Source organism: Rickettsia fournieri (assembly GCF_900243065.1).
Lineage (GTDB): Bacteria > Pseudomonadota > Alphaproteobacteria > Rickettsiales > Rickettsiaceae > Rickettsia > Rickettsia rickettsii.
On the sequence record NZ_LT978484.1, the window covers coordinates 312,673 to 332,011 of the forward strand.

Here is a 19,339-nt window from a genome sequence, read left to right on the forward strand (position 1 = left end):
ATACTCCTTTTGAAAAAAGTTTAAAATTTGGAGTATACATTAGCATGTGATATATTAAACACATTTTGGCTAGAAAATTCATTGGTTAACAAAAATTAGTAATTAATAGTTTACATAGGTTAACAAATATTATATAACTCGCCTCGTTTGTATTTTAAAAATAATAACTAATCGAGGTTTGAATGAATTTACAAAATTCCCACTCAAAAAAATATGTTTTAACTTTTTTCATGTCAACATGTTTGTTGACTAGTAGCTTTTTAAGTACAAGTGCTAGAGCGGCAAGCTTTAAAGATTTAGTTAGTAAAATCCCGGCATGGGAAAAGCACAATTCAACACAGCAACAAAATATTTGGAAAGATTTGACTCCAAATGAAAAAATCAAAAAATGGCAAGAAGCAGATTTAGTTCCTAGTTTTACTCAAGCACAAGATGATCTAGGAATAAAGTATAAGGAAACAGATTTATCAAGTTTTTTATATAATACTAGACATAAAGCAAGACAAGCAAGAGCTGAAATTTTATTATACATCGAAAGAGTAAAACAACAAGATTTTGATACAAAAAAACAAGAATATATTAATCAAGGTGTAGTTCCTACAGATATAGAAGCAGCAACAAATCTTGGAATAAGTTATGACCCTAGCAAAATAGACAATAATGTAGAACACAATCAAAAGGTACGTCGTGCAGAAAAAGACAAAAAAGCAATAATCGAACTATATATCAGCTCAATAAACAGAGATATTAAATACAAACATTATGTTGATAATGATATTATCCCTGAAATGCAAGAAGTAAGGACTGCTCTTAACATGAATAAAGATGATGCAGAATCTTTTGTTGCTTCAATAAGAACTGAAATTATGGAAAACGCAAAGGGACAATATATAGCCGATAGCCATATTCCTACAGAAAAAGAGTTAAAAAAGAGGTTTGGTATATCTCGTGATGATAATAGAGACGGCTATATTAAGTCAATAAGACTTAAAGTTATGGACAAAGAAAAGCTACAATATATAGCCGATAGCCATATTCCTACAGAAAAAGAGTTAAAAAAGAGGTTTGGTGCTGATAAAGGTGAGGCAACAAACTATATCGCATCAATAGCAACTCAGATGATGCTTGGTAAAAAATCGTACTATATAGATAATAATATTATCCCTAACGCTGACGAATTAATGAATGAATTTAAGATAGGGGTAGTAAAAGCAAATTCTTATATAGACCAAATAAGAGCCGGAATAGCAGCAAACCAGTTGCTAAACAACAATGAAAACAACCATAATTATAGACCACATAAAGGTATAAATAATACAGGAACATCTTCAGGGATTTTCACGGGTAGAAAAAAGAAACAACAATATTTTTTTGATCCTATAAGTACTTTTAAAAAGCACTTTAATACTAAAGAAAGTAAGGGTAAATTAACGCACTCTCAACACAATCTAAATAGAATAATACAACAAGAAGAAAATATTGAAGACTTTAAAAATCTTATTAAAACAGATCCTATAGCAGCATTAACTCTTCAAGTAGATAGTATTTATAAACAAGAAGCAGTAACGACTATCTTAAGTGATTTTAATGATGATACTATTCAAAGGGTATTATTTAGCAATGATAAGGGACAATTAGATTTCAATACCAATATTGACGTTAAAAATAGACCTATTTTAAAAGAATTATTAGAAAATAGTTCTTCTGAAGAAAAAACTATATTTGCTGAAAGAATTCAAGACTATGCAACACGAAATATATCTAATAGTCAATTTGAAGAAAAGGCACGATTAGATCTTATCAAACTAGCAGCAAGTAAAGATAAGAGTTCAGTAGAAAACTTTTTAACTCTGCAATTAGAGTTAAAAAACAGAATGCAACCCTATATTGTAAAAAGCCTCTATATTTTAACACCAGAAATAGTAAAAGAAATAAATATAGAACTAAAAAATAAAGGGCTAATAAGAGATAGTTTAACTAAAGACGATATGATAAAACTAGCCAAAGAAGTAAATAACCACACATTAAATTCAGTAATTAAAGTAATATTATCTGATAGTAAACTCAGCAATGAAACCAATAAAATTTTAGGGTTAGCAGTAGGTAATAATGCAAATAATTTAGAACAAACACAAAGCGGCATTCCGAATCCACCACCTCTACCGCTAAATGGAAGCATGCCACCCCCACCACCTCCCTTAAATTCTCAAGGCTTTAGTAGCAACTCTAACCATTTTGATTTAAATCAGTTACAAGCAGAATATCCTCACATACATTCATTATATATTCAGTTTACTCGCAATACTACTGTTCAATCAAAAGCACCACTTCAACCTACAGCTTCTAGTGCAACCAGCACAGACAGAAGCACGCCAGATACAGCTTATGCCAAACTATATGCAGAATATAGAACTGAGACAGGAGGTACAAAAGCTAATGATTTACAAGATCAGCTTATAAAAAGACAAGCTGATCTTACAAATGTTATACGTCAAATATTAACAGAATCATACGCCAACCAAGGAGCTGACGAGAAAACTCTTGTAAATTTATTTAGCATTTCAACCCCTGAAATCGCAGAAAAAGCTAAAGAAGCTTTTAACACCCTTGTTCAAGACCAGTATATAAAAGATATAACCGTAAATGGTAAGAAAACAATAACAAGCGAAGAGATAATTAAAAATCTTTTCAATGAAGACACTGATGATGCAGTAAAACGTATTTTATTATCGTCATGTAAAATATCTGAAGAATTAAAGAGACCTATTAAACTTGAATTCAATAAATCAGAATTGATTAGAGAGTTACAGAGCAAACAAAATCCGTTTGAACAATTAGTATTTACCTATACTAATGCAAAAAACTTCGATCAAGATATATTTGGCAATAGAGTCGAAGAGTTAATTAACAACCCTAATATATTAACTATAGTACAACAAGCTAATTTTTTAATAACAGAAGATACAAACTTAAGAAAAATAATTAATTCTGATCAAGCACAGGCTAAACTTGATGATTTAAGAACAGCTATTTTAAACACAATAAAATTTGAAGAATTAATTACAGCAAATTTACCTCACAATGAGTTTATTACTATAGTAAAGGAAAAAGCCCCCGAATTATTAAAAGAGCTTTTAAAAGCTTCTACTATCAAACTAACAGGTAATAATAATTTAGATCAATTAAGATCAGCTTTGCCTTCATTTACAGACATGAGCAATGAACAAATAAGCATTCTTGCTAGTAAATTAAAGGGGCCTATGATATTAAAAGCTATTAAAGAGTGCTCGCAAGAAAAAGCTAAAAAACCCATCCATACCGGAAACATGCCACCACCGCCACTGCCTGATTCACAAGATTGGGAATTAGCTTATCTAAAAAGTTTAGGGATTACTCAATCCAATACAAATACATCTACTTTTAAAACAACTCCAAAAATTTATCACTTTAGCTCCGATATAGCTTTAAGATATGAAGAATTTACTTTATCAGGACAAAAATCAGCAGGACATAAAGCAAAATACTCCGATGCCGATTTATTTAAAAAAGCTATAGTGGAATCAGTAGCATTGGAGCATTCAAAAAATTTATCTAAAGCTCATCAAAATAATAAGTATTTTGAAAAAATCCAAGAAGCAGTCGACACTATGCACTCTAGATTTATAGGTCCTAGAACTGAAATAGGGCAAGAAGTACATAATATTTATACTTCTAAACTTTTGGAATTAACAAAAGATAAAGAATTTATTAAATATGCTGAAAATAATATTATACTTAGCAAAAAATTAACGGAGGCGGTTACTTCCGCTCACTCTGATTTTATAGGTCCTAGAACTGAAATAGGGCAAGAAGTACATAATATTTATACACAGCTATTGACAAAATATCCAGAAGAAGCGGTAAAAGAGGTATTTAATACTGCTCACTCTGATTTTATAGGTCCTAGAACTGAAATAGGGCAAGAAATACATAATATTTATACTTCTAAACTTTTGGAATTAACAAAAGATAAAGAATTGTTTCTATTTGTTAAACAAGTACTAGCAGAGTCTACTGAACTAGAACAAAAATATGGTAGTGATATTCAATCAGAAAATAGTAACAATAAAAAGAAAATAGGACGTTTAGATTCGAAAAAATTACGATTATTCCAACAAGAAAACAAAGCTACAAATGACGAATCCTCAACAAAGGATGATACACAACCTGAAGATAGCAATAAAAAGTCAGAGCAATCTGATTCAAAGTCAGAGCAATCTGATTCAAAGTCAGAGCAATCTGATTTAAAGTCAGAGCAATCTGATTCAACAACCGCTTTATCACCGAGATTATTGAGTTCTAACGATAGCAAAAATGATAAATCATCAGATGACAAAAAATCACTTCTAGCATTAAGATCTAGTGATGAAGACGATGAAGGGTATGCAACTGATGAAGAAGAATTAGAAGAAAGCAATAGCACCACTGACGAAGAATTAAAAAAAGATATAGTTTTAGAAAGCGAAGATGAAGCTATCGATGTGTCATTCAAAACTGAAGCAATTACAGAACAAAATGAGGCGACACAGAGACAACAGGTATCTGATGATACTAGTGGGAAAGTAGCAATATTAGTTAAGGCGACTTCAACTCTTCACAAACCTGTTCACTATAATATAAGTGATAGATTAAAGGTTACTGCAATAGGGGCCGGTGATGAAGAAACTAGTATAAACAGAGGGGTATGGATTAGCGGCTTATACGGCATCAACAAACAAAGCACTTGGAAGAATATTCCAAAATATCAAAATCGTACAACCGGCATAACTATCGGGACTGATGCTGAATTCATCAATAGTCATGATGTTATAGGAATAGCTTATAGCCGTTTGGGATCCCAAATTAAATATAATAAAAAACTAGGGAAAACAGTAGTTAACGGTCATCTTTTAAGCATTTACGGTCTAAAAGAACTAATTAAAGGTTTCTCATTGCAGGCTATAACATCTTACGGTCATAATTATATTAAGAATAGATCTAAAAGTATTAATAATATAATTGGAAAATATCAAAACAATAATTTAAGTTTTCAAACTTTATTAAATTATCAATATCGTACAAAATACGATTTACATTTTATTCCTAATATCGGTTTTCAATATGATTATTCAAGAGCTAGCAACTATAAAGAGTATAATGTAGATATAGAAAATCTCATGATTCAAAAGAAATCAAATCAATTATTTGAAAGTAGCCTTGGCGGTAAAATAGTGTTTAAGCCTATAGTGACCAAAAACAATATAGTATTAACACCAAGTTTGTATGGTAATATTGAGTATCACTTCAATAATAAAAATACAAAAGTTAATGCAAAAGCGACTTTTAAAGGACAAACATTACAAGAAACAATTATTACACTAAAACAACCTAAGCTTGGATATAATATCGGTAGTAATATACTTATGAGTAGAAAAAATATCAATGTTCTACTTGAGTATAATTATTATACGCATAGAAAGTATCAAAGCCATCAAGGACTTATTAAACTAAAAGTCAATTTGTAAATCACCAATAGAAAATTTAAATAAGGATAAGCTTTTCCTAAGAGCTTATCCTTTCTTAATGAATAAGCTTATTAACCAAACTCCTGCATAGAATACTGGAGTACTAAATATAGTAAAAAATAGTTTAAATGAATAGCTATTAAGTACAAGATGACCTAATTGGTCAAAAGGAAAAATATTAAATAAGCTCATAATCCCAATTACAATAAAAGTATCGATAAATAAAGAAATTGCCGTACTAAAATTATTTCTTATCCATAAATATTTACCTTTAGTAATTTTACATATCCATAAATAGATATTAATATCAACAAGTTGAGCTATATAACAGGCAAAAGTTGATGCTAAACAAGATATTAGTAGCTTCCAATTTATCCATGAGACTTATTATTAAAACTACTATTATATTAAAAATAATAGCAAGCTTTACACAAAAATTGGCTCTTTCTTTACCGTAAAACTCAGCTATTAAATCCGTTAATAAAAAAGTTAACGGGTAAAAAATTGCTCCTATAGATAATTCAAGAATATAAAAATTAAAAATATTAAGGTAAACAAATTTTTGATATATTAAGTTTCCCTACTATAATAAGGACTGTAAAAAACGTACATAAAATGATATAAATTTTTTCTTTTATATTAAATTCTATAGACATTTCTAAAATTATTTTGAGTCTATAATAAAATTTGTGTAAGTTGCAAAAAAAGCAGTAAGAGATTACTGTAAAAAGAAGTAACTAAAACAAAGGGAAATTATGGCTAAAGAAATAGGTAAAGATAAAGAAAAATTAAACATAAGTAATCAGCTAGTAGAAGAATTATTATCAAAAGCAGACCCATCAGAGTTATTTGGTCGAGATGGTTTATTTCAACAGCTAAAGAAACAAATAGTTGAGAAAATATTAGCAAGTGAGTTAGATCATGAATTGGGCTACTCAAAGCATAGTAAAGTAGAAAAAGTAGACAATAATCGTCGTAATGGTAGCTATGAAAAGACAGTAATTGATGATGATGGTCGTAAGTTGACATTAGAAGTACCAAGAGACCGGGAAGGTGAGTATAATCCACAATTAATACCAAAAGGGCTGAGGAGATTTAATGGATTTGATGAGAAGGTAATTTCACTTTATGGTAGAGGTATGACAGTCAGTGAGATTCGTGGTCACTTAGAAGAAATATATCAAACTGAAGTATCTAGTGATTTAATATCAACCATAACAGATGGAGTACTAGAGGAGGTAACTAGGTGGCAAAATCGCTATTTAGATAGGATATACCCAATATTGTATTTGGATTGCATATATGTTAAATCTAGAGATAATCATATAGTAATAAATAAAGCTGTATATTTGGCAATTGCGGTTAATATAGAAGGCAAGAAGGAGTTATTGGGCATTTGGATAGGAAAAAATGAAGGCTCTAAATTTTGGATGCAAGTAATAACTGAATTAAAGAATCGAGGTGTAGAACAAATTTATGTTGCTTGCGTTGATGGTTTAAAAGGTTTTTCTGAGGCTATCAGTAGCATATTTCCTGCTACTATAGTACAACTATGTATAGTGCATATGGTACGCAATTCAGTAAAGTACGTGTCACATAAGGATTTAAAAGAGGTAACATCAGATTTAAAGAGTCAATCATTTTTTTTGTGTAAGTTCATTTTTTATTTTCCAATAAATCATATTTAAAATTCCCACAAAGTATTTCAAATTGATTTAAAGCTAATGACCAATCTTTTATAGGCATAGTCCATTTTTTAGCCGCATTTTGCAAGGCTAAAAATATTATCTTTTGAATTGATTTATCATCTGGAAATACACCTTTATTTTTAATAATTTTCCTAATTTGACGATTTATAGACTCTATGGTATTCGTGGTATAAATCACCTTTCTAATCTCCTCAGGAAAGGCAAAAAATGGTATTATTCCTGACCAACTACGCTGCCAAATATCAGAAATTACTGGATATTTTTTATCCCATTTTACACTAAATTGTTGCAGTTTTAAACGAGCCATTTCTTCGTTATTTGCCGTGTAAATTTGTTTTAAATCTGATGTTACCTCTTTTAAATCCTTATGTGACACGTACTTTACTGAATTGCGTACCATATGCACTATACATAGTTGTACTATAGTAGCAGGAAATATGCTACTGATAGCCTCAGAAAAACCTTTTAAACCATCAACGCAAGCAACATAAATTTGTTCTACACCTCGATTCTTTAATTCAGTTATNAGTGAGATTCGTGGTCACTTAGAAGAAATATATCAAACTGAAGTATCTAGTGATTTAATATCAACCATAACAGATGGAGTACTAGAGGAGGTAACTAGGTGGCAAAATCGCTATTTAGATAGGATATACCCAATATTGTATTTGGATTGCATATATGTTAAATCTAGAGATAATCATATAGTAATAAATAAAGCTGTATATTTGGCAATTGCGGTTAATATAGAAGGCAAGAAGGAGTTATTGGGCATTTGGATAGGAAAAAATGAAGGCTCTAAATTTTGGATGCAAGTATAACTGAATTAAAGAATCGAGGTGTAGAACAAATTTATGTTGCTTGCGTTGATGGTTTAAAAGGTTTTTCTGAGGCTATCAGTAGCATATTTCCTGCTACTATAGTACAACTATGTATAGTGCATATGGTACGCAATTCAGTAAAGTACGTGTCACATAAGGATTTAAAAGAGGTAACATCAGATTTAAAACAAACTTACACGGCAAATAACGAAGAAATGGCTCGTTTAAAACTGCAACAATTTAGTGTAAAATGGGATAAAAAATATCCAGTAATTTCTGATATTTGGCAGCGTAGTTGGTCAGGAATAATACCATTTTTTGCCTTTCCTGAGGAGATTAGAAAGGTGATTTATACCACGAATACCATAGAGTCTATAAATCGTCAAATTAGGAAAATTATTAAAAATAAAGGTGTATTTCCAGATGATAAATCAATTCAAAAGATAATATTTTTAGCCTTGCAAAATGCGGCTAAAAAATGGACTATGCCTATAAAAGATTGGTCATTAGCTTTAAATCAATTTGAAATACTTTGTGGGAATTTTAAATATGATTTATTGGAAAATAAAAAATGAACTTACACAAAAAAAATGATTGACTCGGGCATTGTTATTAGAATGACATCGCAACGTCAAACTTTTAATGTTAATCATTAAGTTGCATAGTTGCTCCACCTACCTAAACTTCGTCATTATTATCATAAGGAGGACGCTCTACTTCATTACTATTAACGTTATTATCTTTATCTTCTTCGTTATCTGAAGCATTATTATCTAATGTTAATATAAACATGTTGTTCTTGGACTTGTTGAGAGCTATTAAACTTTGTTTTAATGTTTCAAACTTGAGATTTTCTTAAATTTAGTCCTTGTCCTTTACATTGCTCCGTAGAGAGAATTTTAAGACCTTGAAATTGTCTTATTAACTCATCACATACCAAAACTCCGCAGTCCGAAGTATTTCCTTCTTCTTGTTGTTGAGTTTTTAAATCCATTATTTCTGCATCAGAGCAAACCTCGGTAATAAGTTTTACTAAGTCAGGACGATCATTTAACGATCTGCCCAAAGGATCATTATAAGTAAATATTATCTTATTTGTATCATTATCTCATATTTACCCAATGCCTATGTCCTGTATTAATCAGCATTTATTTACTTCTTGTTGATCATTAGTCAATTGCTCATTTTGATTTTGTTGTACTTCTGGCCACTCCTTGGCTTGCGGCTCCGGCAGTGAAACAAAATCATTTATTATAGTCTGTGTATCACTTAAAAATTTTGTTCTGTCAGCCTCTTTAGTAACTATACTCAGATCTTCCATCTTACCTTTGTCAAGCATTGAGCGTATAAAAGCAGTATTTTCCTCCATCTCCGTACTATAAACTTTATGAACTTTTAACAATAATTTTTGTTCTTCCTGAGGGCTAGCTATACTTGCAGACTTTAAATATTCAAAAGCAGCTAGCGGTATTAAATTTAATTTAAATAAAAATTCTCCTAAAGATATATAAAGATCTTTTTTTAAAGATAGATAATTCTCTACTTCTTTTTTATTCTTAGGGATGTTAAAAATTTCTCTAAGAATAAAACTACACTCTTCTATCGGGTCTATACTTAAACTTACCTTGAAATATTTTATTGCTTCAAGAAGCAATTTAATTACTATTTCGCTTTTATTTTCGTCCTTATAGAATCTCCCTAAATTTAAAATAATCCACCTATTTTTTTACAAATATTGCTAAAAATGTACGGTATCATGGTTATAGAGAAAGTTAAAATCTTTCTCAATTTCCAGAGCACTAATATATTCTCTTATTGCTCTAAACCAATCTAATTCCGATTTACTATTTTCATAGATCATACCTAAATAATAATGAGCATTGGCTTTTATTTCATTTATAGATATAATAATATGCTCAGCTTGCGATCCCGTAAGTTTATCAAGCCATTCTAATGCTTCTTTATAATATTTTTTTTGTTCTTTATTAGATTCTACATTATCGGTTACTTGATAAGGTTTTAATTTTATATTACTCGTTCCTGTTTAGGACTACCAAGCAGTGTACTGCCAACTGCTTTTATTTGATTCCATATAATAATTATACCTACAAATTATTTGCATTTATACAAATAAAAACATCTTTGATCTATAAGCTGAATAAATAAATATTAATACTATTTAAAAAAATTCTAAATAAGTAAATTTACAACAAAGATTTAAAGGCGAATTTGTGAAATTCTAACGATAAGAAAGTTCTATTTTTTATATTGTAAAAAATTATTACTTCTATTTTAAAATTGAATTAATAGGGGATATTTATATATATATTTTTAAAGGTAAAATTTGAAGTTATTTTTCTTTTGTAATTTTATCATATTTTTTTAGTTTGATAAGAATGGATTCTAGATTATCCAACTTCATCATACATGGACCGTCGCTTGGAGCGTTATCGGGGTCTTGATGTACTTCCATATACATACCGGCGATACCTACAGAAGTTGCCGCCTTTGCAAGTAACTCTACATATTTTCTTTCTCCGCCGGTACTGCCTCCTAACCCGCCCGGTTGCTGAACGGAATGTGTGGCATCAAAAACTACAGGTACATTTAACTCTGCCATTATTGCAAGACTACGCATATCAGATACCAAGTTATTATAGCCAAAACATGCTCCTCGCTCTGTAAATAATATATCCTTTACTCCAAAAGCTTCTAGTTTTGTTTGCACATTTTTCATATCCCACGGAGCTAGAAACTGTCCTTTTTTTACTTTTACTATTTTACCTGTTTTTGCTGCAGCTTGAAGCAAGTCGGTTTGTCTACATAAAAATGCCGGAATTTGTAAAATATCTGCTACTTCGGCTGTTTCGGTACATTGACTCTCTGAATGAACATCAGTAACAATAGGGCAATCGAATTCAGATTTTACTTTTGATAAAATTTCTAAACCTTTCTCAATACCAAGTCCTCTAATCCCATGTACGGAAGTTCTATTAGCTTTATCAAAAGAAGATTTATAAATAAATGGAATCTCAAGCTTGCTAGTTAATTTAACAAGTTTTTCTGCCATAAACAACGCATGATCTTTTCCTTCAATCTGACAAGGCCCTGTAATTAGAACAAACGGTAAATCATTTCCTATTTTGATATTGTTAAGTTTTACTACTTTTTGCATAATTCTTAGATTTAATTAATTGAACGAGGCACGGATTAGTGTTTCTCTGTTATATCAGGTACTGATTCATTTTCTATTAAGTCATTATTAATTATTAGTGTATAATATTTTTCTTTTATTGTTGTTAAATCATAACTACCATGATAATAACCTTCTAGGTTAATAATTTTTTTTAAATAAAAATTTACCTGCTCTGTTTCTAACGGTTCATCTATATTTTTTACAATAGATGACTTAATATTAATTAAATACGCTTTTATTTTTTTTAATTCTTTAATAATTATAAAAATATCATGCGGTTTTGTTACCAATATTCCTACAAACAAAATTAATAATATTTGCGTTAAAGACATATTTATATTAATTTCTTATGTTTATATTTTGGATTTAAAATACTTTCCCCGTTAGTATTTAGCATATATTCATGATAATCTTGATAATTTCCTTCAAACCATGTAGCATTATTTTCTTTATCATATGATATAATATGAGTGGTTATTCTATCTAAAAACCATCTATCATGACTAATCACTAATACACAACCTGCAAAATCTAAAATAGCATCTTCAAGCGCTCTTAACGTATCAATATCTAAATCATTAGACGGCTCATCTAATAATATAACATTTGCTCCTTCTTTTAGTAATTTTGCCAAATGTACTCTGTTACGTTCTCCACCTGAAAGTTGTCCAACTTTTTTTTGTTGATCACCGCCTCTAAAATTAAAAGCTGCACAATAAGCTCTACTTTTAATTATTCTATTACCAAGTTGTAATTCATCTAGACCTTCTGAAATTTCTTCCCATATAGTCTTATTATCATCTAAATGATCCCGTGATTGATCGACATAACCTAATTTTACCGTTTGACCAATTTTAATAGAACCACTATCTGGCATTATTTTACCTGTAATAATATTAAACAAAGTAGACTTACCTGCTCCATTCGGTCCAATAATTCCTACAATAGCTCCACGTGGAACTTTAAAACTAAAATCTGATAATAATATTTTATTATTAAATTTTTTAGCTATATGTTCTGCTTCAATAACAAGATCACCTAAACGAGGTCCGTTAGGTATAATTATTTGAGTAGGATCAGTTTTTTGTTCTTGTTGTTTATTTAATAACTCTTGATATGCTGTAATACGTGCTTTATTTTTTGATTGTCTAGCTTTTGGAGTTTGACGAATCCATTCAAGTTCACGATTCAATTGTTTTTTTCTATCATCGTCTTCTTTACTTTCTAAAGCTAATTTTTTTTGCTTCTGCTCAAGCCAAGAACTATAATTTGATTCCCACGGTATACAATTTCCACGATCTATTTCTAATATCCATTCTGTAACATTATCTAAAAAATAACGATCATGGGTAATTACTATTACAGTACCTTCATAATGCTTTAAATAATCCTCAAGCCAAGAAACTGATTCTGCATCCAAATGATTTGTAGGTTCATCAAGTAACAACATATCAGGTTTCTCTAAAAGCAATTTACATAAAGCCACTCTTCTTTTTTCTCCACCGGAAATTTTTGTAATATCTGCTTCTTTTGGTGGGCAACGTAAAGCAAGCATTGCGATCTCTATTTCACGTTCTAGATTCCATCCATCACAATTGTCTATTTTTTCTTGCAATTCTGCTTGTTTATCAAAAAGCTTTTGCATTTCTTCATCAGTGATTTCAGCAGCAAATTTGTTACTTATATAATTAAATTCATCAATAAGTTTTTTCTTTTCATGAAGACCTTCTATGATATTATCAAAAACATTTTTACTAGCATCAAGATACGGTTCTTGAGGTAAATATCCTACTTTTATACCAATTTTAGCTGTTGCTTTACCTTCAAACTCTTTATCAATACCTGCCATTATTTTTAATAAAGTCGATTTGCCCGCTCCATTTGGACCTATTATACCGATCTTAGCTTTTGGTAAAAATGATAAATTTGTTTCTTTTAAAATTCGTTTACCATTTATAATTTTGCTTAAACCAACCATTTCATAAACATATTGATATGACATAAATTACTTATTTCCTTATATTATTATTTTACACTGATATATATATATTTACTACTGTATTGTATGAATTTATTGCTCTATGATCATATAATTCAAAATCAGAAATTGTAATTTCTATCATTGTTTTTCTCGTTTAGATATTTATCTTAAGAAATAAAATGCTGGCATTTTAATTTAATTTTAATAATATCAAGTCTAATTCTTCCAAATCTTTATAATGAAATATTAATTTTCCGCCTAATGGATAATTTTCTATTGTTATTTTTATACCAAATTTTTCTGATAAAGCTTTTACTAATAATTCTAAATCATTATCCGTAGCTTTGTCCTTTAAAAAACGCTTTCCTATTTTGTTATTATTGTTCTGGGATTTTGTATACTCATTCTTATACCATTGTCTTACTAGTTCTTCTGTTTGACGTACATTTAAATCATTATTTATAATATGATCGGCTATTACTTCTGCATGTTCATGATTTATTAAACACCGAGCTTGACCCATACTTAGTATATTTTCATTTACTTTATCTTGAATAGACTGCGGCAAATTATTAAGCCTTACTAAATTAGCTATATGACTACGACTTTTACCAAGCCTTTCAGCTAATTTTTCTGCCGTATAATTAAAATTTTCTATTAAATATTTAAAGCCACGAGCTTCTTCCATCACTGTTAAATCAGTTCTTTGTATGTTCTCAATTAATGCTATTTCCATACTCTCTCTAGCATCTAAATTTTTTATAATTACCGGTATCTCTAAAACTTTTGCTAATTTACATGCACGCCAACGTCGCTCTCCTGCTATAATTTGGAAATTATTATCAACAATAATAGGCTGTAATAAACCATTATTCAATATAGAATCTGCTAATTCTTTTATTTTATCATATTCAAAGTTTTTTCTAGGCTGATTTTCGTTTGGTCTTATTTTATCAATATTGATTATTTGTACTATTTCTGATTCTATAGAAATAACTTCTTCTCCAAGTAATGAAGATAATCCTCTTCCTAGTCCTTTATTTTTCGCCATATCTTTCTAAGATTTCTTTTGTAAGTTCTATATATGCAACTGCTCCCGAACATTTATAATCATATATAATAGCCGGTTTTCCATATGAAGGAGCTTCAGATAGTTTAATATTTCTTGGAATAACGGTTTTAAATACTAATTCTCCTAAGCATTTTCTAACATCATCTTCTACTTGTTCAGTTAAACGATTACGCTTATCATACATTGTAAATAATATACCTGCAATCTTTATCTTAGGATTTAATTTTTTCTCTACAATTTCAATTGTTTTTAACAAATGACTTAATCCTTCTAAAGAATAAAAATCACATTGCATTGGAATCAGTACTTCATCGCTTGCAACTAAAGCGTTTACCGTTAATAAATTTAATGAAGGAGGGCAATCAATAATTATATAATCATATAATATTTTTATTTCTGCCAATAGCTTCATTAAAATATATTCTCGGTCCTTTAATTTTGTTAAGTCTAATTCAGCCGCAGATAGATTAGTGTTTGAAGTAATTATTTCTAAATTTGGTATATCTGTAGAAATTATTGCATCTTGCAATTCTATTAAATTTGTTAATACTGGGTATATAGTATTTTTGCGTTGTTGCTGACTAATTCCAAAACCGGTACTACTATTCCCTTGAGGATCAAGATCTATAACTAAAATTTTTTTATTTACAGCAGCAAAAGCTGTAGCTAAATTTACAGTAGTTGTAGTTTTAGCTACCCCTCCTTTTTGATTAACAATAGCAATTACTTTCATATCATTTTTGTTAAATTACTAACTTCTAGAATTTTCCCTTCTTCACAAGTAATACTTTGATGTATTAAATAACCAAATAACCATCTCTCTTTAGCTTCTACTATTTCAGTTAAATAATTTTTTCCTTTTAATAACAAAAATTTTTCTCGTACTGAAATATTTTTTATGCAATTAAATATTGTATTTAAGTTAGAGAAAGCTCTACAAGTTAATATACTACAATCTATTTCTACTTTTTCTATTCTTTGATTGATTATTTGTATGTTATTATTTGATATCTTTGATGCTTTTTCTAAAAATATACATTTACGTAAATCAGCTTCTATTAAACTTACTTGCGTTACCCCCGCTATAGATAATACTATACCAGGCAAACCGGAACCGCTTCCTATATCAACCAAATGTATGTCTTTATTATCAATATATTGTATTAATTGTAATGAGTCTAATATATGACGTTGCCAAAAATTATGTATAGTATTATCCGATACAAGATTGATTGATTTATTCCATTTTTTAACTAACTTTTGAAAAATTTCTAACTTTTCAATTATTTCACGTGGAACTTCCATCACTATATTTAGTTTTTAAATAAATTATAATAGCCGTAATTGCTGCAGGTGTAATCCCTGGAATTCGACGTGCTACACCAATAGTAGTAGGTTTATAGGAAGAAAGTTTTTCCTGTATCTCTAATGATATACTTGGTATTTTAAAATAGTCAATATTTTTAGGTATGAACTGCGCCTCTTCACTTTGAAATAAATTAATATCTGCGTGTTGTCTAGTTAAATATGAAGCATATTTTGCTTCAATATAGAGTAATTGCAAAATGTTATTATTTTGTGTTTCTTTAAGCATAGGAAAAATTTTAATAGCTTGTTCAACATTAAAATTAGGTATTTTAAATAAGTCTAATACTGTTTTATATGTACCATCCTGTGCAACCTGTATACCCATTTTAGCAAGTTTACTAGTAGTTAAAGACAAGGTATTTAATAATGATTTTATTTTTTCTATATCTTCACATTTTTTTGTGAATATTTTTTTACGTTTTTCTGATACGACTCCAATGTTCATACCTAATTCCGTTAAACGTAAATCAGAGTTATCTGCTCTTAAAGATAATCTATATTCTGAGCGAGAAGTAAACATACGATAAGGTTCTATAGTACCAAATGTTGTTAAATCGTCAATCATTACTCCAATATAACTGTTTGCTCTTGTTAACATAAACGGTGCTTGATCTTTTACTGCTAAAGCAGCATTTATACCGGCTATTATACCTTGCCCTGCGGCTTCCTCATATCCTGTAGTACCGTTAATTTGCCCGGCCAAATACAATCCAGCTATTTTTTTTGTCTCTAGCGTAACACTTATTTCACGTGGATCAACATAATCATATTCTATAGCATAACCTGGACGTAAAATCTTTACATTTTCTAATCCTGGTATTGTTTTGATTAATTTATGTTGCACATCTTCAGGCAAAGAAGTAGAAATACCGTTTGGATAAATCGTATAATCATCTAACCCTTCAGGTTCTAAAAATATACGATGTTCTGATTTTGTACTAAATCTGACTATTTTATCTTCAATAGAAGGACAATATCGCGGTCCTATTCCTTCTATTTGCCCTGAATACATTGCGGATTTATCAAGATTCTCACGTATAATATAATGAGTTTCTGAGGTTGTTTTTGTGATAAAACAATTTATCTGAGAAACATTAACAATATTTGTTAATTCAGAAAAAGGACGAGGAATTTTATCGCCGGGTTGTAAAATTGTTTTACTATAATCAATAGTACGTCCATCAATGCGAGGCGGTGTACCTGTTTTTAAACGAGCCAGTTTAAAACCTATTTGTTTTAATGTATTTGATAATCCATACGAAGGCTCTTCATCTACTCTACCGGCAGGAATTTTTTTTTGTCCAATATGAATAAGACCTGATAGAAAAGTACCTGTAGTTAATATAATTTTTTGACAAAGAATTTTGCTACCGTTATTTAAAATAACCGCTTCAATTTTAGAAGATTTAATTTCTATATCTTCCACTTTTCCATATAATATATCTAGATTAGGATAATTTGTTAATATTTGATACATCGCTTTTTTATAAAGCTTTCGATCAGCTTGAGCTCTAGGTCCCCAAACTGCTGGTCCTCTAGTCTCATTCAGCATTTTATAATGTATACCGGCTTGGTCTATAACATAACCCATTAACCCATCAAGTGCATCGATTTCTTTAACTAATGTGCCTTTTGCAATGCCACCGATTGCTGGATTGCAAGACATTTCGCCTAAATTTTCCGGTTTTAACGTAATTAAGAGAGTAGGAACTCCAAGACGTGCAGAGGCAGCGGCTGCTTCTACGCCTGCATGTCCACCGCCTATAACTATTACGTCATATTTTAGCATTAATTATTCTATAATTTCAGATTTATTAAAGAAAAATTCGATTTCTCTTTTCGCACTATTTTCACTATCTGAACCATGAATACTATTAGCCTCAATTGATTCACCTAAATCTTTTCTAATAGTGCCTGCTTCAGCTTCAGCAGGATTAGTTGCACCCATAACGGTGCGGTTTAAAGTTATAGCATCCTCCCCCTTAAGCACTTGAAGTACTACCGCTCCTGAAGTAATATATTCAACTAAGCTATTAAAAAACGGTCTTGCTCTATGCTCATCATAAAAACATGCAGCTTCATATTTAGTTAAAAATTTCATTTTCTGAGCCACTATTTTTAAACCGGCATTTTCTAAGTAAGTATTAACTTGCCCTATTTTATTCCTTTTGATAGCATCAGGCTTAATCATTGAAAAAGTATATTGTATTGTCATTTTGTAACCTATTTATTATAATTATTAAATGTATTTTTTAGCTGAACGATTCCATATTAAAGCAAATAATCCTCCTCCTAAAAGAGCAGAAATACTGAAAAATATAAATACCCCATTCCAACCATAATTATCGCTAATCCATCCTACACCGACTCCCGCAATAGCCGCTCCTAAATAACCAAATAACCCTGATAATCCATTAGCCGTACCAACAGCCTGACGGGTACTAAAATCAGCAGCTGCTATACCTACAAGGAGCTGAGGTCCTGAAACAAAAAAGCCTATTAAAGAAAGAATTACTATACTTAATAATTCACTGTGAATAGGAAGTTTCCAAAACAAGACTAACAATAAGCTAAGCAATACCATACATATGGATGCAACAGGACCTCGACGACCTTGAAATAGTTTATCAGATAAAACACCTGCTATTAATGCCCCTGGGATACCTATCATTTCATATAAACCGATTTGTAAGCCTGCATTTGCAAGACTTATATTACGTAAATCTTTTAAAAATGTTGGAGCCCAATAAATTACTCCGGAACGTATTATATAAACAAACATGTTTGCTAAACAAACATACCATATTAGCTTATTACAAAAGACCATTTTAAGTAATTGTGGAGTTAATAGCTTCTCATAATCTCCTATAGCTTCAGGCGGATATTCTTTATATTCCTCTACAGTAGATAAACCTACTTCTTTTGGAGAATTACGAAGCCTATTATATAAAAAAAGCGATACTACACAAGCAACTACACCTGGGACAAAAAAGGCAGCTCTCCAATCAAATTTATCGATTAAATAACCGCAGCTTATCATAGCAAGGGCACCACCTATTTGATTAGAAGTTGCACCCATAGCCCATTTAGTTCCAAGTTCTTTTGAAGCGAACCAGTGAGTAAGCATCTTTGTTGCAGGAGGCCAGCCCATAGATTGAAACCAGTTACTGGCTATCCATAAAATTCCTATAAGCCATAAAGAATCTGAAAAACCTATTAGCATAGTAATGATCCCGACAAATAAAAGACCCAAAACCATAAATATCCGAGCATTAACTTTATCGCTAATAAACCCGTTACACGCTTTACTAACTCCATACATAATAGATGAAGCAGTTAATATCCAGCCAATTTGTGTTTTAGTAACCCCAAAATATTCTCTTATAGCAGGAGTTGCTATATTAAAATTCTGACGACAAAAATAAAAAGTTGCGTAACCTATAATAATAGAATACAAAATCCTTACTCGCCAACTATTATATTTTTTTACATATGGCGATCTTGGAGTTTTAATTTTGGATCTTGTATTTGTCATATTATAAACTCTCCGACTATAAAAAAAGCAAGTTTAAGAGTCTAGCAGTAAATAAATTTTCATTAATAATTAAAGAGCTTTTTTGCTACAAATTATAAGATTTTTGTGAAATAT

General features: G+C 30.1%; 14 protein-coding genes and 2 pseudogenes. 3 read left to right on the forward strand and 13 right to left on the reverse strand.

The window, feature by feature from the left end:
* Positions 1 to 182 precede the first annotated feature (182 nt).
* Positions 183 to 5,543 (forward strand): autotransporter outer membrane beta-barrel domain-containing protein, encoded by a 5,361-nt coding sequence (locus tag C4Q30_RS04545; RefSeq protein ID WP_209445205.1) that lies wholly within the window; start codon positions 183 to 185, stop codon positions 5,541 to 5,543.
* A gap of 45 nt (positions 5,544 to 5,588) precedes the next feature.
* Here the strand turns inward: C4Q30_RS04545 and C4Q30_RS04550 are convergent.
* Positions 5,589 to 6,199 (reverse strand): annotated as a pseudogene (locus tag C4Q30_RS04550) (queuosine precursor transporter).
* A gap of 99 nt (positions 6,200 to 6,298) precedes the next feature.
* Between C4Q30_RS04550 and C4Q30_RS04555 the strand changes: the two are divergent.
* Complete coding sequence (locus C4Q30_RS04555; RefSeq protein WP_103897341.1) at positions 6,299 to 7,231, forward strand: IS256 family transposase; 933 nt, start codon at positions 6,299 to 6,301, stop codon at positions 7,229 to 7,231.
* Here the strand turns inward: C4Q30_RS04555 and C4Q30_RS04560 are convergent.
* Entirely contained in the window at positions 7,200 to 7,787 is a 588-nt protein-coding gene (locus C4Q30_RS04560; RefSeq protein ID WP_103897342.1) for an IS256 family transposase, read from the reverse strand. The two genes, C4Q30_RS04555 and C4Q30_RS04560, sit on opposite strands and share 32 nt — an antisense overlap.
* Before the next feature lie 49 nt (positions 7,788 to 7,836).
* On the opposite strand from C4Q30_RS04560, the pseudogene C4Q30_RS04570 reads away from it, so the two are divergent.
* Positions 7,837 to 8,648, forward strand: a pseudogene (locus C4Q30_RS04570) (IS256 family transposase).
* A gap of 263 nt (positions 8,649 to 8,911) precedes the next feature.
* On the opposite strand, the gene C4Q30_RS04575 reads toward C4Q30_RS04570, so the two are convergent.
* The 11 genes from C4Q30_RS04575 to C4Q30_RS04625 form a co-directional block, all read right to left on the reverse strand.
* Complete coding sequence (locus tag C4Q30_RS04575; protein ID WP_103897345.1) at positions 8,912 to 9,139, reverse strand: PLC family EF-hand domain-containing protein; 228 nt, start codon at positions 9,137 to 9,139, stop codon at positions 8,912 to 8,914.
* Positions 9,140 to 9,214: 75 nt separating this feature from the next.
* Positions 9,215 to 9,727 (reverse strand): hypothetical protein, encoded by a 513-nt coding sequence (locus C4Q30_RS09035; protein WP_209445206.1) that lies wholly within the window; start codon positions 9,725 to 9,727, stop codon positions 9,215 to 9,217.
* 696 nt (positions 9,728 to 10,423) lie between these two features.
* Positions 10,424 to 11,248: a 3-deoxy-8-phosphooctulonate synthase gene (gene kdsA / locus C4Q30_RS04585; protein WP_017443394.1), complete on the reverse strand. Its 825-nt coding sequence runs from the start codon at positions 11,246 to 11,248 to the stop codon at positions 10,424 to 10,426.
* Between the two features lie 35 nt (positions 11,249 to 11,283).
* Positions 11,284 to 11,601, reverse strand: coding sequence for a DUF2672 domain-containing protein (locus C4Q30_RS04590; RefSeq protein WP_004996813.1), 318 nt, complete (start codon positions 11,599 to 11,601; stop codon positions 11,284 to 11,286).
* 2 nt (positions 11,602 to 11,603) lie between these two features.
* On the reverse strand, positions 11,604 to 13,271 hold the full coding sequence (ettA, locus tag C4Q30_RS04595; RefSeq protein WP_103897346.1) for an energy-dependent translational throttle protein EttA: 1,668 nt from the start codon (positions 13,269 to 13,271) through the stop codon (positions 11,604 to 11,606).
* Between the two features lie 169 nt (positions 13,272 to 13,440).
* Positions 13,441 to 14,301 (reverse strand): ParB/RepB/Spo0J family partition protein, encoded by an 861-nt coding sequence (locus tag C4Q30_RS04600; RefSeq protein ID WP_103897347.1) that lies wholly within the window; start codon positions 14,299 to 14,301, stop codon positions 13,441 to 13,443.
* Positions 14,288 to 15,055: a ParA family protein gene (locus C4Q30_RS04605; RefSeq protein ID WP_103897348.1), complete on the reverse strand. Its 768-nt coding sequence runs from the start codon at positions 15,053 to 15,055 to the stop codon at positions 14,288 to 14,290. Before C4Q30_RS04605 ends, C4Q30_RS04600 begins: the two co-directional genes overlap by 14 nt.
* Positions 15,052 to 15,627, reverse strand: coding sequence for a 16S rRNA (guanine(527)-N(7))-methyltransferase RsmG (rsmG, locus tag C4Q30_RS04610; protein ID WP_103897349.1), 576 nt, complete (start codon positions 15,625 to 15,627; stop codon positions 15,052 to 15,054). Before rsmG ends, C4Q30_RS04605 begins: the two co-directional genes overlap by 4 nt.
* Positions 15,611 to 17,479 carry a tRNA uridine-5-carboxymethylaminomethyl(34) synthesis enzyme MnmG gene (gene mnmG / locus C4Q30_RS04615; protein ID WP_103897350.1) on the reverse strand — a complete coding sequence of 623 codons (1,869 nt, stop codon included), beginning with the start codon at positions 17,477 to 17,479 and terminating at the stop codon, positions 15,611 to 15,613. Before mnmG ends, rsmG begins: the two co-directional genes overlap by 17 nt.
* Positions 17,480 to 17,482: 3 nt before the next feature.
* Positions 17,483 to 17,905 carry a nucleoside-diphosphate kinase gene (ndk, locus tag C4Q30_RS04620; protein WP_010976767.1) on the reverse strand — a complete coding sequence of 141 codons (423 nt, stop codon included), beginning with the start codon at positions 17,903 to 17,905 and terminating at the stop codon, positions 17,483 to 17,485.
* A gap of 24 nt (positions 17,906 to 17,929) precedes the next feature.
* Entirely contained in the window at positions 17,930 to 19,225 is a 1,296-nt protein-coding gene (locus C4Q30_RS04625; RefSeq protein WP_103897351.1) for an MFS transporter, read from the reverse strand.
* Positions 19,226 to 19,339 lie beyond the last annotated feature (114 nt).